Annotated in this window: 15 protein-coding genes and 2 pseudogenes; 7 read left to right on the top strand and 10 right to left on the bottom strand. The window is 69.7% G+C overall.

Annotated features, from left to right (window positions below):
• The 3 genes and pseudogenes from ABFY07_RS41715 to ABFY07_RS41705 form a co-directional block, all read left to right on the top strand.
• Window positions 1-208: pseudogene (locus ABFY07_RS41715) on the top strand (sulfite exporter TauE/SafE family protein); the annotation flags it as partial.
• 352 nt (window positions 209-560) lie between these two features.
• Window positions 561-1,199: a CBS domain-containing protein gene (locus ABFY07_RS41710; protein WP_346179462.1), complete on the top strand. Its 639-nt coding sequence runs from the start codon at window positions 561-563 to the stop codon at window positions 1,197-1,199.
• 101 nt (window positions 1,200-1,300) lie between these two features.
• Window positions 1,301-1,526: pseudogene (locus ABFY07_RS41705) on the top strand (leucine zipper domain-containing protein); the annotation flags it as partial.
• A gap of 324 nt (window positions 1,527-1,850) precedes the next feature.
• On the opposite strand, the gene ABFY07_RS41700 reads toward ABFY07_RS41705, so the two are convergent.
• The 4 genes from ABFY07_RS41700 to ABFY07_RS41685 form a co-directional block, all read right to left on the bottom strand.
• Window positions 1,851-2,303, bottom strand: coding sequence for an FmdB family zinc ribbon protein (locus ABFY07_RS41700; protein WP_346179461.1), 453 nt, complete (start codon window positions 2,301-2,303; stop codon window positions 1,851-1,853).
• 135 nt (window positions 2,304-2,438) lie between these two features.
• Window positions 2,439-3,248, bottom strand: coding sequence for an N-acyl homoserine lactonase family protein (locus tag ABFY07_RS41695; protein WP_346179460.1), 810 nt, complete (start codon window positions 3,246-3,248; stop codon window positions 2,439-2,441).
• 139 nt (window positions 3,249-3,387) lie between these two features.
• On the bottom strand, window positions 3,388-4,728 hold the full coding sequence (locus tag ABFY07_RS41690; RefSeq protein WP_346179459.1) for an MFS transporter: 1,341 nt from the start codon (window positions 4,726-4,728) through the stop codon (window positions 3,388-3,390).
• Between the two features lie 50 nt (window positions 4,729-4,778).
• Window positions 4,779-5,552 (bottom strand): SDR family oxidoreductase, encoded by a 774-nt coding sequence (locus tag ABFY07_RS41685; protein ID WP_346179458.1) that lies wholly within the window; start codon window positions 5,550-5,552, stop codon window positions 4,779-4,781.
• A gap of 286 nt (window positions 5,553-5,838) precedes the next feature.
• Between ABFY07_RS41685 and ABFY07_RS41680 the strand changes: the two genes are divergently transcribed.
• Complete coding sequence (locus ABFY07_RS41680) at window positions 5,839-7,014, top strand: alpha-hydroxy acid oxidase (RefSeq protein ID WP_346179457.1); 1,176 nt, start codon at window positions 5,839-5,841, stop codon at window positions 7,012-7,014.
• Window positions 7,015-7,086: 72 nt separating this feature from the next.
• Here ABFY07_RS41680 and ABFY07_RS41675 read toward each other — a convergent pair whose 3' ends face one another.
• Window positions 7,087-8,523: an aldehyde dehydrogenase (NADP(+)) gene (locus ABFY07_RS41675; RefSeq protein WP_346179456.1), complete on the bottom strand. Its 1,437-nt coding sequence runs from the start codon at window positions 8,521-8,523 to the stop codon at window positions 7,087-7,089.
• A 205-nt stretch (window positions 8,524-8,728) separates the two neighbouring features.
• On the opposite strand from ABFY07_RS41675, the gene ABFY07_RS41670 reads away from it, so the two are divergent.
• Window positions 8,729-9,799 carry a zinc-binding dehydrogenase gene (locus ABFY07_RS41670; protein WP_346179455.1) on the top strand — a complete coding sequence of 357 codons (1,071 nt, stop codon included), beginning with the start codon at window positions 8,729-8,731 and terminating at the stop codon, window positions 9,797-9,799.
• Between the two features lie 12 nt (window positions 9,800-9,811).
• Here ABFY07_RS41670 and ABFY07_RS41665 read toward each other — a convergent pair whose 3' ends face one another.
• Window positions 9,812-10,621: an IclR family transcriptional regulator gene (locus ABFY07_RS41665; RefSeq protein WP_346179454.1), complete on the bottom strand. Its 810-nt coding sequence runs from the start codon at window positions 10,619-10,621 to the stop codon at window positions 9,812-9,814.
• A gap of 32 nt (window positions 10,622-10,653) precedes the next feature.
• Here ABFY07_RS41665 and ABFY07_RS41660 point away from each other — a divergent pair, with 32 nt between their 5' ends.
• Complete coding sequence (locus ABFY07_RS41660; protein ID WP_346179453.1) at window positions 10,654-11,427, top strand: 2-keto-4-pentenoate hydratase; 774 nt, start codon at window positions 10,654-10,656, stop codon at window positions 11,425-11,427.
• Window positions 11,428-11,600: 173 nt separating this feature from the next.
• Here the strand turns inward: ABFY07_RS41660 and ABFY07_RS41655 are convergent, their stop codons facing one another.
• Window positions 11,601-12,014, bottom strand: a complete 414-nt coding sequence (locus tag ABFY07_RS41655; RefSeq protein WP_346179452.1) for an SRPBCC family protein — start codon at window positions 12,012-12,014, stop codon at window positions 11,601-11,603.
• A gap of 33 nt (window positions 12,015-12,047) precedes the next feature.
• Window positions 12,048-13,058 (bottom strand): aldo/keto reductase, encoded by a 1,011-nt coding sequence (locus ABFY07_RS41650; RefSeq protein WP_346179451.1) that lies wholly within the window; start codon window positions 13,056-13,058, stop codon window positions 12,048-12,050.
• Between the two features lie 147 nt (window positions 13,059-13,205).
• Here ABFY07_RS41650 and ABFY07_RS41645 point away from each other — a divergent pair, with 147 nt between their 5' ends.
• On the top strand, window positions 13,206-14,114 hold the full coding sequence (locus ABFY07_RS41645; protein WP_346179450.1) for a LysR substrate-binding domain-containing protein: 909 nt from the start codon (window positions 13,206-13,208) through the stop codon (window positions 14,112-14,114).
• A 251-nt stretch (window positions 14,115-14,365) separates the two neighbouring features.
• Here ABFY07_RS41645 and ABFY07_RS41640 read toward each other — a convergent pair whose 3' ends face one another.
• Entirely contained in the window at window positions 14,366-15,295 is a 930-nt protein-coding gene (locus tag ABFY07_RS41640; RefSeq protein WP_346179449.1) for an NADP-dependent oxidoreductase, read from the bottom strand.
• A gap of 17 nt (window positions 15,296-15,312) precedes the next feature.
• Complete coding sequence (locus ABFY07_RS41635) at window positions 15,313-15,783, bottom strand: MarR family winged helix-turn-helix transcriptional regulator (RefSeq protein WP_346179448.1); 471 nt, start codon at window positions 15,781-15,783, stop codon at window positions 15,313-15,315.
• Window positions 15,784-16,007: the final 224 nt, after the last annotated feature.

Raw genomic sequence — 16,007 nt, 5'->3', positions numbered from 1 at the left:
CGCTCCCGGCGTCCGCGAGCGCGCACGTCCACCTGGTGGGCCTCGTCGACGCGGGTGCCGCCGCGGCCCTGCTCGCCGGTGCCCTGCCGGTCATCGGGGTGCTGCGGCGGCGCCCACCGCGCATCCCGACCGGATCCACGCCTGGGCGTACATAGGGCTGCTCACCGTCGTGGTGGCGGCGATGCTGCTGTCGGGCGTCTCATGGTGACGGCGGTGCCGGTGGCGGTGCGGGGCGCGGGCCGGTGACAGCCCCTCGGTGCGCAGCGCCAGGTTGCGGACCCGGAGGGGAGGTGGTGGAGCAGGTCGGCGAGACCGATGCCGCGCGGGAGGAGCAACGAGTCAGCATCTGCACCGCACTCTGCCGCACTGCTGCCTGTAGGGCCGCCGGCGTTCCCCCGCCAGGCCGAACGGCACTGGTCGCCGGAGCGGCGCGGTGCTGTCATGGGTAGGGAAGACGGCGCGGACGAGTCGGCAGGGCCGCAGAGGGCGGCGCGTCGCGCGGGGTACGCCCGGGCGGTCCGACCGTGGCCGCCCCGTCGCAAAGCGGAGGAGGCGATCCCATGCTGCACCGCCGCACGGTCGGGGACGTGATGACCAAGGAGGTCGTCACTCTCCGCCCCCACACGCCGGTCCGGGAAGTCGCCGCCCTGCTGGACGCGAACGACATCGCCGCGGCCCCGGTCGTCGACGACGACGGCGCCCCCGTCGGCATGGTGTCCGCGTCCGACGTGCTGCGGCACGAGACCGGCATGCCCGATCCGCAGGGGCAGGAGGGGAACGACGAGCACGCCTGGGGCAAGGCCCGGGCCCGGACCGCGGGGCTGCTCATGAGCAGCCCCGTCTTCACGGCCCGCGCTGACTGGACAGTCCCGCGGGCCGCGCGGGAACTCCGCAGGCGGCACGTCAAGCAGCTGCCAGTAGTGGGCGACAACGGGCTCCTCACCGGCATCGTCAGCCGCAGCGACCTGCTCGACACCTTCATCCGTTCCGACGCCGAGATCCGCGGCGAGGTCGAGCAGGAGATCCTGGGGCGCATCCTCGGCCTGGGCGAGGGCACCGTCGCGATCGAGGTCCGTGACGGCGACGTCACCCTTCGGGGTCACGTCCCGGAACCGCGTCTCATCCCGGTGGTCGTGGGCCTCTGCCAGGGCGTCGACGGTGTCGTCGCCGTGGACGCCCACCTCGCCGCCGCGGGCTAGGTGTTTTGATCAGGAGCGTTGTCAACGCTGGCCGGGCTTGATCATGGCGAAGACCTCCGGTGTGGCGGAGCTGTCCAGGAGCGCACCACATGGAGGTCTTCGTGTCCCACCGTCATGCCCGGCTGACTGTTCACGGCAGGCAGCTGCTGGTCGAGCGTGTCCGTTGCGGCCGTCCCGTCACGCACGTGGCGGCCGAAATGGGCATCTCGCGGCCCACGGCCCACAAGTGGCTGCGTCGTTGGCGGGCAGAGGGCGAGGCCGGGGCCCTGCACGACCGTCCCAGCCGATCCCCACAGCACACCCCACCGGACGCCGGCAGCCGTGGAGGAAACCGGTCCACCGGCGGGATCAGCTTCCTCTGGCTTCGCGACCGGGGACGACGTGACCTCTGGGGGCCCGCATCGGCCAGGCCGGATCCGCCGCCGTCCACTCCAACGAGGACGGCCGGACGCGGATCTCCCTCCACTGGCTCGGCCCGGCCGGCAGCCCTGGCGCCCGGGTGAACAATGCCGCGGATCTGGGTGTGGGTAAGGGGCATGTCTGGAATGAGCACGCCAAGGGTGACGATGCGGTATCCCGCGCAGGCCGCTTCTTCCATGGTGTCGGCCGGAGTAACACGGCGGTACTCCGGCGCGGCGGGTCGGACGGAGACTACCCGGGGTCGGCACGCTCGGTCCGCCCGTGCCAGTGTCCGTGTTCATGCCCGTGCTGATGAGCGTGGCTGTGACTGTGCCCGGCTGTTCTGGTGGGAGCTTGCGGTGTGTCGCCGGCGCGCAGCGGCGCTGCTTCATATCTGCCTTCGTGGGCGATGACCGGCCGCCGGTCGCCGGCGAGTTCGGGATGCTTGTCCTCCAGCTTCTGCCGGGCTTCGGCCGTACGGCGCAGGACGGTGACGTAGTCACGGTCGCCGCGATAGGTCCCCTTCCAGGTCTGCGGCATCCGCTCCGGCGGCGGTGGCAGGGTGGCGGCGCCGACGATCGCGAAGTTGCTGGGAACCTTGCGGGTCGCGCCGCCGCATTCCGGGCAGCTCGGCAGCGGGGCGGTGAACGACTGGATCACTTCGAAGCGGTGTCCTGTCGCGCAGGAGAGTTCGTAGATGGCCATCAGTCCTCACCCCACCACGGCGCCAGGGAGTGGTCGGAGGTGTCGGCGAGGTCGTCAGGCGGGCAGGCGCAGCCCGCCGACGGAACGCTGGTGGGCATTCGCGTCCCTTCCGGTTTCGGGGAGCGGGTTCGACGATCAGAGGTAGAAGCCATGGGGGGCCAGTCGCATGGAGCGCAGCTGCTCGGCGTCGTGGCCGAAGACGACGGTGGCGTCCGTCTTCTCGGCGATGCCGCGGATCTTCTCCACCGAGCCGTACCAGGCGGACAGGTCGTGGACGATGGCGGCGGGGACGGCCGGCGGGCCGTAGGAGTCGCCCATGTAGACGGCGTCCGACGTGAAGAGCATCGTCCCGGTTTCCGGCAGGTCGACCTTCATCGCCATGGTGCCGGGGGTGTGCCCGGGAGCCTCGATGAGGATGACACCGGGCAGGATCTCCGTGTCCCCGCTGACGGTGTCGAAGTCACACGCGGCGTAGTCCGCCTTGAGATGTGCACCGTTGAAGGCGCCCTCGAAGCCGAAGGCGAACTCCTTCTCCTTGTCGTTGCACACCAGCCTCGCGCCGGTGTCGGCGAACATACCGATGTTCCCGGCGTGGTCGAAGTGGAGATGGGACAGGACCAGGTAGTCGATGTCCTGTGGTTCCACGCCCAGCCGGCCGAGCCGCGCGTCGAGATAGTCCTCGTCGCTGACCTGGTCGTAGGGGAAGTACTCCTGCAAGCCGGTCGGAGCCCAGCGGGTCTCCCAGTCGCGGGGGCAGCTGGTGTCCCACAGCAGGGTCCCCTCGGGGGTTTCCACGAGCACGCAGTGGGTGGTGCAGGGGTACCACTCGACAGGCCGATCGCGCTCGGTACGCGCGCGCATTGTGCGGCCGGGCTTGAGCAGTAGCCACGTCAGGTCGCAGCTCATCGCTCCGCAGCTCAGTACGTGGACTCTTGTCGCGGTCATGGAGCTTCACCTCCGGTCAGGGACGGCAGGCCGCAGCGCGGCCGGTCGCACATGGGTGTGTCATGGAGAACTTCATGGGAGGACATGATGTTGTCCTGTTGGTGTCGAATGTGCGCAGAGGTCGGACAACGGAGCGTGGTCAGCCGCCGACGTGGCGGTCGGAACCCAGCTCGCACCCCCGGGTTTCTCGGACGACCGACGCGCAGACCAGGCCCACCAGCGCCGCTCCCGCCCAAATGGAGGCGATCGGCCAGGCGGCACCGCCGGCGGCACTGACGAGCGCGCCCGCCGCGAGCGGCACGAACCCTGCCACGACACCACCGAGTTGGTAGCCGATCGACGTACCGGTGTACCGCACGTTCACGGAGAACATCTCCGCGTACAGCGCCGCGGTGGGCCCGTACATCCCCGCGTGCGCCACGGCGAGCGCCAGCAACAGGGCAAGCCAGGTGAGCCCTGTCTGGCCGGCCGCGAGCAGCCAGAAGAAGGGGAAGGCGAGCAGGGCCGTGAACCCGGCGGCGGCCAGGAACACGGGGCGCCGGCCCAGTCTGTCCGACAGGGCGCCGAAGCAGGGCACCGTCAGCGCCTCGGCACCGGCGGCGATGAGCATCCCCGTCAGGAGCACGCTCCGCGGCAGACCGAGGTGGGAAGAGCCGTACGACAGCACGAAAACGGAGACGATGTAGAAGGGGACACCGGCCGAGACGTACATGCCGACGGTGAGGGCGATCGCCTTCCAGTGGTGGCGGAGCGCCTCCACGGCCGGCATCTTGCGTCCCTGCCCCGACTCCTTCATCCGGGTGAACGCCTGTGTCTCGGTGATGCGGGACCGGAGGAACAGCCCCACCGCGATCAACACGATGCTGAGCAGGAACGGGATTCGCCAGCCCCAGGCAAGGAGGTCGTCATCGGGCAGAGTGGAGACCACCGCGAATACGCTGGACGACAGCACCAGCCCGAGTGGCACACCCATCTGAGGCAGGCTTCCGTAGAGGCCTCGCCGGTGCCGTGGCGAGGATTCCACGACCATGGTCACCGCGCCGCCCCACTCGCCGCCGACGGCGAAGCCCTGCAGGAAGCGCAGCGTGACGAGCAGGATCGGCGCCCAGATTCCGATGGCCTGGTAGTCCGGTAGCAGGCCGACGACGACGGTGGCCGCGCCCATCAGGAACAGCGTGAGCATGAGCGCGTTCTTGCGCCCCACACGGTCCCCGAGGTGACCGAAGATGACTCCGCCGAGCGGGCGGGCGACGAAGCCCACCGCGAAGGTGGCGAAGGCGGCCAGAGTGCCGGCTGTCGAGGAGAACTCGGGAAAGAACGCCGTGCCGAAGACCAGTGCTGCGGCGAGGCCGTAGATGTAGAAGTCGTACCACTCGATCGTGGTGCCGATCATGCCGGCCAGTGCCGTTCGGCGGGTGACGGCCGGGGGCACCTCGTGGCGCTGTGCGGTTGATTCGTCAGTGACGTGGATGCGGCTCATGCGGGTTCATCGCTCTCGTCGTGGGGAGTCGGGTGAACCGTCTGACGGTGTCAGAGGGTTGGTACGAGGCCGCCGTCACACCGGATGGCAGTGCCTGTGATGTATGCGGCCCGGGTGCTGCACAGGAAGGCGGCGACGGCGCCGAATTCATCGGGATCGCCGTAACGCCCCGCCGGGATTGCGGTCTTGGACGCGGCCTCGACCTCGCCCAGTGACTGGCCGGTGCGCTGGGCGGTGGCTTCGTCCACCTGCCGGGCCCGGGGGGTGGCGATGCGCCCGGGAAGCAGGGAGTTGACCGTCACTCCGTGTGCGGCGACCTCGGTGGCAAGGGTCTTCAGGTACCCGGCGAGCGCCGCTCGGCCGAGGTTGGACAGCGAGAGGTTCGGCAACGGCGCCTGCACGCTCGTCGAGCTGATGCTCAGGACGCGGCCCCACCCCTTCGCGAGCATCGCCGGAAGGGCGCCCTGCACCAGGATCTGCTGGGGTTTGACCAGCGTGGCGATGGCCTGTTCGATCCCGGCGGTGTCGGTGGCGCGGGCCGGCCCCGGCGCGGGTCCCGGCCCGTTCAGGACGAGGATGTCGAGGTCACCGACGGCTTCGCGGGCAGCCGTGAGGAGCTGCTCGGCACCGCCGTCCGCGACCAGGTCGCAGCCCACCCCGACCGCGTGGGGCAGCTCGCCGGCCACCTCCTTGGCCCGGTCGGCCGACCGGCTTGTGACCACGACGGTAACGCCTTCTTCCGCCAGGGCCCGGGCGGTCGCCCTGCCAAGTCCGGACGTCGATGCGCAGACGAGAGCGGTTTTCCCTGTCAGACCGAGTTGCACTTCGCTACCCTTCTATGTCTGAAATATAAGACGGCGTCTTATATACGAACCAGAATGGTGCCCACGCCCCGAGCCCACGTCAAGGCTTGACGTCCACCGAAGTGAGGAGTGAGACTCCGATTTCTCAGACAGTGTCCAAAATCTCGTCGTTCGCCGAACGGTCTTCGGCACCCGCATATCGAGAGGCATGACAGTGACCGTCACCCAGTCCCCAGCCCCACCCGCAGCCCGCAAGCGCCCCCGCGTCACACGACAGCGTCCCCGGTGGACCGAGCTCCGCGAGGTCTTGCAGCTGCGCCGGCCGACCCTCAACCCGGTCGAGCGGCGGCTCGGAGCCGCGCTGAGCATCGGTGATCTGCGTGACGTGGCGGTGCGCACGACTCCGCGTGCGGTGTTCGACTACGTCGACGGTGCGGCCGACGCGGAGGTGACCGCACGGCGGAACAGGGCGGCGTTCGCGGCGGTCGAGCTCGTGCCGGAGTACCTCTCGCCGGTCGACCGTCCGGACCTGTCCACGCGCGTGCTGGGCCGGGAGATCTCGATGCCACTGATCTTCGCGCCGACCGGCTACACGCGGATGATGCACCACGAGGGCGAGGCGGCGGTCGCGCGCGTGGCCGCCCGCCACGGCCTGCCCTACACCCTCTCCACGGTGGGCACTTCGACCGTCGAGGACGTCGCTGCCGCGGCTCCTGGTGGTGAGCACTGGTTCCAGCTCTACCTGACGCGCGACGAGCGCCTCAACGCGGAACTGCTCGACCGCGCGCTGGCGGCCGGGTTCACCACCGTGGTCCTCACCGTCGACACGCCCGTGGCGGCCCGGCACCTCAAGGACATCCGCAACGGCCTCACGATCCCGCCGTCGCTCACCTTGCGGACGCTGCTCGGCATGGCCCGCACTCCGGCCTGGGCGCTGAACAAGCTGACCACGGCCCCGATCACGTTCGCGTCGCTGACCAGCATGACCAGCGGCGCGATCGACGCGGTCCGGGTCGCCGACGTCGTGTTCGAGCCGACGCTGAGCTACGAGCATCTGGCGTGGTTGCGCGCCAACTGGCCGCACCGGTTGCTGGTCAAGGGGATTCTCAGCCCGCGCGACGCACGCCGCGTCGTCGAGGCGGGCGCGGACGGCGTGATCGTGTCCAACCACGGCGGCCGGCAGCTCGACCGTACGCCGGCCACCCTCACGGTACTGCCCGGAATCCGTGATGAGCTCGGTCCAGACGCCACGGTGATCCTCGACAGCGGCGTCACGCACGGCCAGGACATCCTCGCCGCCGTGGCACTGGGGGCGGATGCCGTCATGATCGGCCGTGCCTATCTCTACGGCCTGATGGCCGGTGGTGAGCGGGGCGTGGAACGCGCCATATCGATCCTTCGCGAGGAGTACGCACGCAGCCTGCAACTGCTCGGCCTGAACGCGAGCGCCGCGATAGCGCGGCACCACATACGCGTGCCGTGAGCGACCCCTGGACGGAAAGAGGGCCCGCGTCCGCAGGGGAAGCGGGCCCTTTTCCGTGTGCTCGGCCCGGACTCAGGAGACGCGCTGGGGAATCCCCAACGGGTTCGTGTCGCGCAGAGCCGGCGGCAGCAGATGCTGCGGCACGTTCTGATACGCGACCGGCCGCAGGAACCGGGAGATGGCCTCGGTCCCCACCGAGGTCGTGGCCGGCGCCGTGGTGGACGGGTAGGGACCGCCGTGCTGCTGTGCGTGAGTGACCGAGACACCGGTGGGCCACTGGTTCCACAGCACACGTCCGGCCTTGGCGGCCAGGAGTCCGATCAACTCCGCCGCGATGGTGTCGTCGTCCTCGCCCTGGATGGAGGCGGTCAGCTGGCCGTCGATGACCTTGGCCACCTCGAGCAGTTCGCCCTCCTCCGCGTACTCGACGACCAGCGCGGTCGGCCCGAACACCTCGCGGATGAGCGCATCGGGGTCGGCGAGCAGCTCTGCCGAGGTCGTGCACAGCACCGTCGGAGACGGATCGGTGGCGGTGTGATCGCCGCTCACCAGGACGCGCACCCCGGCTGTGTCGCGCAACTCCTGCACAGCCCGGGCGTAGGAGGTCCGGATGCGATCGTTGAGCAGAGTCAGCGGCTTGCCCGGGACCGCGCCGGGAAGCCGGTCCGCGAGTCCGGCCGATGCCGGGACCAGCAGGATGCCGGGCTTCGTGCAGAACTGTCCGGCGCCGAGCGTGAACGAGCCGACGAACTCCGAGATGATGGCGGGCCCGCGCCGCTCGGCGGCGGCCTTCGTCACGAAGACCGGGTTGACGCTGCCGAGCTCGCCGAAGAACGGTATGGGCTCCGGACGGCCTGTGGCGAGGTCGAAAAGCGCTCGCCCCGCCTCGATCGACCCGGTGAACGCCCCTGCCTTCACCCGCGGGTCCACGATGGCGCCCCGGCCGGCCTCGGTCCCGAAGATGACGTCGAAGAGTCCCTCGGGCGCGCCGGCGGACCGTAGGGCGTGGTGCACCACCTCCGCCGTGGCCATCGAGAGCCGGGGGTGGCCGGAGTGGGCCTTGACGACGACCGAGCAGCCCGCCGCGAGCGCCGAGGCGGTGTCACCGCCGGCCACGCTGAACGCGAACGGGAAGTTGCTCGCGGCGAAAACGACGACCGGACCGAGCGGCTCGAGCACCCGGCGCAGGTCGGGCCGCGGGCCCATCGGCCACTCCGGATCGGCATGGTCGATGGTCGCCCCGAGGTACTCCCCCCGCGTCAGCACCCGGGCGAACAGCCGCAGCTGGAACACCGTGCGGACTACCTCATTGCGCAACCTGGTCTGCCCGAGGGACGTCTCCTCGTCCGCGATCGCCACGAGCTTCGGCGCGGCATCCTCGAGCGCGGAGGCAATGGCCTCGAGCAGGGGGGCGCGGTCGGCCGGCTGGAGGCGGCTCCACCGCTCGAACGCGCCTGCTGTGGCGTCGAGTTTGTGCGCCAAGGCTTGCGGGGTCGTCGCATCGGTCATGACGTACACCTTTCTCCTATGTCTTAAATTTAAGACATGGTCTTGTCCTCAAGACACCGTTGCATGCACCGGCCCCCTCGTCAACGTCCTTGACGGCGGCTGAGGCGGGCTCACATACTCAACAGGTAAGACAACGTCTGAAGTTTCGTACACAGTGAGGCATGGCTCAATGAAGGCAGCAGTACTGCACCGGCCGGGTACTCCGTTGACCGTCGAGGATGTCGATCTCGACGACCCCGGGCCGGGCGAGGTCACCATCCGCGTGCTCGCTGCCGGGGTGTGCCACAGCGACCTGCACTACATGAACGGCGACCTCAACGCCCGCCTGCCCGCGGTGCTGGGGCACGAAGGGGCCGGCGTCGTCGAGCGGGTCGGGGAAGGGGTGACCCGGGTCCGCCCCGGTGACAGCGTCATCACGTTGTGGCGCCCGCGGTGTGGCGACTGCGCGTTCTGCACCACCGGCCGCCCCGCCCTGTGCGCGCTGGGCCGGGTGCAGGCGGCCTCCGGCGGCCTGCTCGACGGGACGTCGCGCCTGAGCCTGAACGGCGAGAAGATCCACCACCTCATGGGAGTCTCCTGCTTCGCCGAGCAATGCGTCGTCTCGGAACGCTCGGTCGTCCCGATCGATCCGGACATCCCCCCGCACATCGCGGCGATCACCGGATGCGCCGTGGTGACCGGCGTCGGCACAGCTCTGAACGTCATGAAGGACGCCACCGCACAGGGCGTCGTGGTCATCGGCGCCGGCGGCGTCGGGCTCAGCGCGGTGATGGGCCTGCGGCTCATCGGCGCCGATCCGATCGTCGCGGTCGACACGGTGGAAGCCAAGCTGGAGAAGGCACTCGAACTCGGCGCCACCCATACGGTCAACGTGCGTACGCAGGACCTCGCCAAGGCGCTCGCCAGGATCTCGCCGAAGCCGATGACCTGGTCACTGGACGCCGTCGGCGCGCCCCGGACCCTCGCGCAGGCGATCGAGGTCGTGGGCACCGGCGGGACTGTCGTCGCCGTCGGCCTCGGCAAGGTGGGCGCCACCGCGGCCGTGCCCATCAACCCCTTGGTGCAGCAGGAGAAGCGGCTGATCGGAAGCCTCTACGGCTCGGCCAACACCCCGGTCGACATCCCCAAGCTCGCCGATCTGTTCAAGGCCGGGCGTCTGCCCCTGGACAAGCTGCTCGGCGAGCAATACGAGCTGTCACAGATCAACGAGGCGTATGCCGCGCTGGCGCGCGGCGCCACCGGCCGGGCGGTGATCGTCTCCAGCGGGCAGCGGTGAGAGGGCATTGGTTCACGAGGCGGCCGGCGCCCCCAGGAGCTGCGACATCTTCCGTGCCCCGGCCAGGACCAGTTCGGTACAGCGCTGCTTCTGGGCATCGCCCCATCGCACGATGGGCACCGAGATGCTCATGGCCGCCGCGCACTCCCCGAGACGGTCGTACACCGGAGCGGCGACGCAGGCCACATGGTCGTTGGACTCGCAGTATTCTTCGGCCCAACCGCGCTCGCGCGCGACGTCCAGGTCGGCCAGCAACCGCTTGCGGGTGCTGATGCTGTTCGGCGTCATCTTCTGCAACGCGGCGTTGCTGGGGAACAACGCGTCAAGGTCGGCTGCCGGCAGGGCGCTCAGGAGTACTTTCCCTCCTGCGGTGCAGGACGCCGGCAGCCGACTGCCCACCTGTGACACCAGGCGCATCGGGTGCTTGCTGTCGATGCGCACGATGAACACGGCGGACGCGGCGTCGCGCACGACAACCTGGACCGTCTCGCCGCAGGCGGCCGCCACCTCGGCCGCGCACTCCCGCCCCACGGTGGCAAGGTCGAGACCGCGCTCGTACCCCGCCCCCAGCCGCAGGACCTTGACACCCAGGGTGACGCGGCCGGTGTCCCCCGACAGGTCCAGGTACCTGCGGTCGACCAGGGTGTTGACGAGTTCGTGTGTGGTGGCGCGCGGCAGGCCGAGCCGCTGTGTGATCTCGGGGACCCGCAGCCCCTGATCCTCGTCGATGAGCAGCTCGAGGATGTCCAGGCCCCGGCGAAGAGCCGGAGCGGTCAGGCGCGCCATGAGTTCCTCCCAGCCCCAGTATCGGACGTCGTCCAAAGTATCGGACATCATGCCACGAGGAGAGACAGATGGGGAAAGACATGATCCCGGAGCTGGCCCAGCGACTGTGGCAAGCAGAAAAGAGCGGCGTACCCGCAGACCCCGCAGCGGCCGATCAGCTCGATGACCTCGACCTGGCCTACACGGTGGCGAACGCCACCCGAGACCTGGCGCTCGCGTCCGATGACCGGGTGATCGGCTACAAGATCGGTCTCACTTCGCAGCCCGCGCGGGATGCCTTCGGCGCCGGCCAACCGGCCGCCGGCCACCTGCTCGCCGGCGGGCTGCTCGAGGACGGCCGGCCCCTCGCCACTGCCGGGCTGTTCGAACCGAAGGTGGAGGTGGAGATCGCCTTCATCCTGGGCGAGGAACTGTCCGGCGTGGACGTGACCGCCCAGGACGTCTACCGCGCCACCGCCGCGGTCGCCCCGGCCTTCGAGATCGTCGACAGCAGGTGGCGCGGCGGTGCGCGGACCCTCCCCATGCTCGTCGCCGACAACACCAACGCGGCACGCGCCGTACTGGGGCCACGGGTGGCGCCGCCGCCCGCGGGCCTGTCTGAGATCACGGCCACGCTGCTGGCCGGCCCCCATACGGTGCCGGGCAGCGCGACCGCTGTCATGGGCGATCCGGCCGCGGCAGTCGCGTGGCTGGCAGGTCACCTGCTACGCAGCGGAGCACGGCTGGAAGCCGGGGACATCGTCCTCAGCGGCACCTTGTGCGCCCCGACAGCGATCACCGCCGGCGACCGCCTGGTCGCCGACCTCGGCGAGCTGGGCCGGGTCGCCCTCGACGTCGGCTGACTACCAGGGCCTCGGCCGGGACGTTCGTCCGCTCATCGCTTCCCGTCCGCCACCGGGCCGGACCGGGTCAGGACAGCGGACAGCGGGGCGGAACCTGCGAGGCCCCGCCCCGCCGACGCCGGTCGGGCACCCTCCGAAGCCGGACGGCGCCACCCCGGCGTCCCGGTCCGTGTTCACGTGTCGAGTGTCTTCCTCAGTGCGGCCAGACCGTCGGTGTAGATGCTGTGGAACAGGGTGATCGCTTCTTCTTCGCTCGTCCCCGCCGGAGTGAAGGTGCCGGACCACTCCACACGGCTCCGCTCGCCGGACACCTCGTGCACAGTGAGAGTGGAGCGGTAGCCGGTGACGGGGAACGGCGCCTGGAGAATGGAGTAGGTGTACGTGCGCGCCTGGTTGTCGAACGCTTCGAGGCGTTCGACGATGACGCCGCCCTCCTCGTTCGCGAGGGTGCGGACGCGGCCGCCTTCGCCGAGCGTGCTCTGGGGGATATAGGGCAGCCAGTCGGGCAGGGAGCCGAAGCCGCCGATGAGCTGCCAGACACGCGCGGCCGGCACAGGGAGGTCAATGGTTGCGGTCGCAGTTGCCATGGTTGTCATCTCCTGAACAGGTGGGGGTCAAGGTCAGGCGCCGGGTACGGGGGCGCCCGGAGCGATCAGCCCCTCGGTACGCAGAGCCGTCCAGAAGGCCGCCGGGACCTTCTCGCCGAGTGCGGCTACGTCCTCCGCGATGCGGCTCGGCCGGGAAGCACCGGGGATGGCCGCGACGACCGCGGGGCTAGCGAGGGAGAACTGCAGCGCCGCCGCTTTGATGCCGACGCCGTGCTCCCCTGCGAGTGCCTTGATGCGCTCGACCTTGGCGACGACCGCAGCGGGGGCCTTCTGGTACTCGAAGTGCTGTCCGCCGGCCAGGACACCGGAGCTGTACGGTCCGCCGACGACGATGTCCACGTTCTGATCCTTCGCGGCCGGCAACAGCCTCTGCAGGGCGCGCTCGTGGTCGAGCAGTGTGTAGCGGCCGGCGAGGAGGAACGCGTCCGGCTTCGGCTCGTCGAGGTCCAGCGTCAGTTCCAGCGGCTCCACCCGGTTGACCCCAAGGCCCCAGGCCCTGATGACGCCTTCGTCGCGCAGCTTCTGCAGCACCCTGAACGCGCCGGTGCGGGCGGTTTCGTACGCGGCGAGCCACTCGTCGCCGTAGAAGTCCTGCGCGACGTCGTGCACCCACACGATGTCGAGGCGGTCCGTCCTCAGGCGCTGGAGGCTGTCGTCGATGGAGCGCAGCGTGGCGTCGCCCGAGTAGTCGTTGATGATTTTGTTCGGCCGTCCGTGTTCGAATAGTCCGCCCTTCTCTCCCAGGTCGCGGGCGGAGGGGTCCTCGACCTCGTCGAGGATGACGCGCCCGACCTTCGTGCTCAGGACGAACTCGTCGCGGGGACGGCCGGCCAGGGCTTCGCCAAGGCGGATCTCGGACAGGCCCGCGCCGTAGAAAGGTGCGGTGTCGAAATAGCGGATGCCGTTGTCCCAGGCGGCGTCCACGGTGGCCGCGGCTTCCTCGTCGGGTATGGCCCGGAACATGTTGCCCAGCGGTGCGGTGCCGAAGCCCAGGCGGCCGGGCAGGAAGGACGTGATGGACATGGTGCAGCTCCTTGCTGTGCGAATTGCGACGGCTGTGCTCTGTGCTCCGCATGCGCGGTCCGTCGGTCTGACGAGTCCGAGGCTAGGAACTAGGCTTGAGACTGTCCAAGACTTACTTGGACACACTTGAGTCCTTCGAGGTCTTACATGCTTGACTTGCGGCAACTCCACTACTTCGTAGCCGTCGCCGAGACGGAACACGTCGGCCAGGCCGCCGAGCGGCTGCACATCTCCCAGTCGCCGCTCAGTCGGCAGATTGCTCAGCTCGAGCAGAAGCTGGGCCTCACCCTGTTCGAACGCGGCCAGCAAAGAATCCGACTCACCCGCGACGGCCAGGTCTTCCTGGCCGAAGCCCGCGCCCTGCTGCGGCATGCGGATCGCCTGGAGAACCTGGGGCGTCGGCTGGGCCGTGGAGAAGAGGGCGGACTGTGCATCGGCTACGTCGCAGACGCCATGCACACCGGCATCCTGCCCGGCGCACTACGCGCCCTGCGCGGCGAACGCCCCGGCATCCACATCTCTCTGTACAACCTTCCGCCCATCGAGCAGTTCGAAGGCCTGCGGCAGCGCAGTCTCGACATGGCGCTCGTCCATGAACCTCCGAGCGCCGATGACCCTGACCTGCAGGCCGCATCCCTGCTCCAGGACCCTCTGCTCCTCGCCCTGCCCGCCGGGCATCCACTCGCCGACCAGGAGGAGGTGACCCCCAGGGACCTCGATGGCCAGCCGTGGATCGCCGTCGAGAACGTCCAGGACCCGGCCTGGCGGGACACGTTCGTCGCCGCCTGCACGGCAGCCGGCTTCACTCCCGACATCCGCCTCGACGCCGCCGAACCACTGACCGCGCTCGGCCTGGTCGCCTCTGGGCTCGGACTCGCACTCGTGCAGAAAAGCATGGTCCGTGCCACCACCGAGGATGTCGCGGTCCGCGAGCTCCCCTGGCACGACACCTGCGCCCAGTTGTGGGCCGCATGGCACCGAGTCGACCTGAGGCCCTTGGTGGCCTCGTTCCGCGCCACCGTTCTGCGCACAAGCAGCACCGCCCAGATGTGCTGATCATTCTGCTGGACCGCTGCCACACGCCCGTACCCTCTGTTGCGCGGGGGCGGCTGGGGCACGGGTGTGCGGCCGCCGGCTCGGGTTTCTGCGCCGGGGGCGGCGCCGGGCCCTTGAGGTCGGTCAGTGATCAGCGATCTCTTCGCGCAGGACCGGCGGCACCGGTCCTCTTCCGGTAGGGGCGCACGGGTCTCACCGCAACGCCCGCATACGACTGGTGGCGGGGAGGGCCCGCCGAGGGGCGGGGTCCGTCAGTGCCCGGTGACCGACAGGACGAGCTTCCCCCTGGTGTGACCGCCCTGGCTGATGCGCCACGCTTCCGCTGCGTCACCGAGGGGCAGCACCCGGTCAAGATGGACGGTCAGTCGGCCGTCGTCGGCCAGGGCGGCCAAGGCGGCAAGGTCGGCCCGGTCCGGCCGTACCCATACGTAGTGCCCGCCCTTGGCGGCGGCTTCCGGGTCGACGACGGAGGCCAGCCGGCTCGGCTCGTCGAGCAGCTCGAGCGAGACGTCCACCGCGTCGCCCCCGGCGAAGTCCACGGCGGCGTCCACGCCCTGCGGGGCCTGCTCGCGAACACGGTCACGGAGGCCAGCCCCGTAGGTCACGGGGACGGCGCCCAGGGATCGGACGAAATCGTGGTTGCGCTCGCTCGTCGTTGCGATGACCCGTGCCCCGAGGGCGGCTGCGATCTGGACTCCGAACGAGCCGACACCCCCGGCCGCGCCGTGAACGAGGACGGTCTCGTGCGGCTGGAGGCCGGTGCGTCGGATGGCCTGGTAGGCGGTTAGCCCTGCGAGGGGTACGCCCGCCGCTTCCTCCCAGGTGAGCACGGCGGGCTTGGGGGCCAGCAGGCGCACGTGCGCGGAGACCAGCTCGGCGTAGGCGCCGAACTGAGCCGAGTCCTTGCGGATGTAGCCGAAGACCTCGTCACCGGGGGCGAACTCGGTGACGTCGAAACCCACCTGCTCGACGACGCCGGCGACGTCCCAGCCGGGAATCAGCGGGAAGCCGGTCTCCATGACTGCGTCGAGACGACCCTCGGCGAGCTTCCAGTCGACCGGATTGACCCCGGCCGCCTTCACGCGGACCAGGACTTCGCCGGGTGCCACCTTCGGGTCCGGCAGGTCTGTCCATTCGAGGTCTTCTGGACCACCGTACCGGCGCAGTGCCATGGCTTTCATGAGCGGATTTGCTCCTTTCAGGGGGCGACAGGGATCGAGGTGGGCGGCGTCTGCAGAGCCCGGACCAGCGGTTCGAGCCTGACGTCCCGAGCTGCCTCCGCGAGTGCCGCCAGCAGGGCGGTGTCGTGGGCGGGACGGGCCGCCTTGAGCAGCTCCATACCGGCCTCGGTCACATTGGTGTAGATCCCGCGGCGGTCGGTGGGGCACAGGTAGCGGGACAGCAGTCCGCGGTCCTCCAGGCGGGTGACCAGGCGGGTGGTGGCGCTCTGGCTGAGGACGATGGCGTCGGCGACCTGCTTCATCTGCAGGTGGCCTCCATCTCCGTCGTGCTGCCGGCTCAGCACGTCGAGCAGTGAGTACTCGCGGGCGCTCAGGCCGTGCTCGTTTTCCAGAACGCGCTCGAGGTGGTTCTCGATCTTGCTGTGAAGCAGGGAGAGGGCACACCAGCCCTGAGCCAGGACTGAGAGCGCTGGGGCGGTGGCGGTCACGGGAGTCTCCTTCGTCGGCGGGCCGGTCCCGCCCGTCGTCATGTTACTTGCGCGTGACGGCTATTTCAATGAGCGACAAGGCGCGTTTGCATCCATCAGGCGTCTGCAACTATTGTCTTCGAGTGTAAGCGTCTAACGCAATCGCTTGGAAGGTCTGTCCCCATGCCTCTCGCGCTCCTGGCCCTGGCCATCGGGGCCTTCGGGATCGGCACCACCGAATTCGT

It is taken from the genome of Streptomyces sparsogenes subsp. cuspidosporus, assembly GCF_039532705.1.
Lineage (GTDB): Bacteria > Actinomycetota > Actinomycetes > Streptomycetales > Streptomycetaceae > Streptomyces > Streptomyces sparsogenes.
The sequence above is the reverse complement of the archived record's forward strand: the minus strand, read 5'-3'. Positions and strand labels throughout refer to the sequence as shown.

Bases quoted from the DNA above. Each gene is read 5' to 3' on its own strand.
- ABFY07_RS41710 (WP_346179462.1), top strand. From the start codon at position 561: ATGCTGCACCGCCGCACGGTCGGGGACGTGATGACCAAGGAGGTCGTC.
- ABFY07_RS41700 (WP_346179461.1), bottom strand. From the start codon at position 2,303: ATGGCCATCTACGAACTCTCCTGCGCGACAGGACACCGCTTCGAAGTG.
- ABFY07_RS41695 (WP_346179460.1), bottom strand. From the start codon at position 3,248: ATGACCGCGACAAGAGTCCACGTACTGAGCTGCGGAGCGATGAGCTGC.
- ABFY07_RS41690 (WP_346179459.1), bottom strand. From the start codon at position 4,728: ATGAGCCGCATCCACGTCACTGACGAATCAACCGCACAGCGCCACGAG.
- ABFY07_RS41675 (WP_346179456.1), bottom strand. From the start codon at position 8,523: ATGACCGATGCGACGACCCCGCAAGCCTTGGCGCACAAACTCGACGCC.
- ABFY07_RS41660 (WP_346179453.1), top strand. From the start codon at position 10,654: ATGGGGAAAGACATGATCCCGGAGCTGGCCCAGCGACTGTGGCAAGCA.
- ABFY07_RS41655 (WP_346179452.1), bottom strand. From the start codon at position 12,014: ATGGCAACTGCGACCGCAACCATTGACCTCCCTGTGCCGGCCGCGCGT.
- ABFY07_RS41650 (WP_346179451.1), bottom strand. From the start codon at position 13,058: ATGTCCATCACGTCCTTCCTGCCCGGCCGCCTGGGCTTCGGCACCGCA.
- ABFY07_RS41645 (WP_346179450.1), top strand. From the start codon at position 13,206: ATGCTTGACTTGCGGCAACTCCACTACTTCGTAGCCGTCGCCGAGACG.
- ABFY07_RS41640 (WP_346179449.1), bottom strand. From the start codon at position 15,295: ATGAAAGCCATGGCACTGCGCCGGTACGGTGGTCCAGAAGACCTCGAA.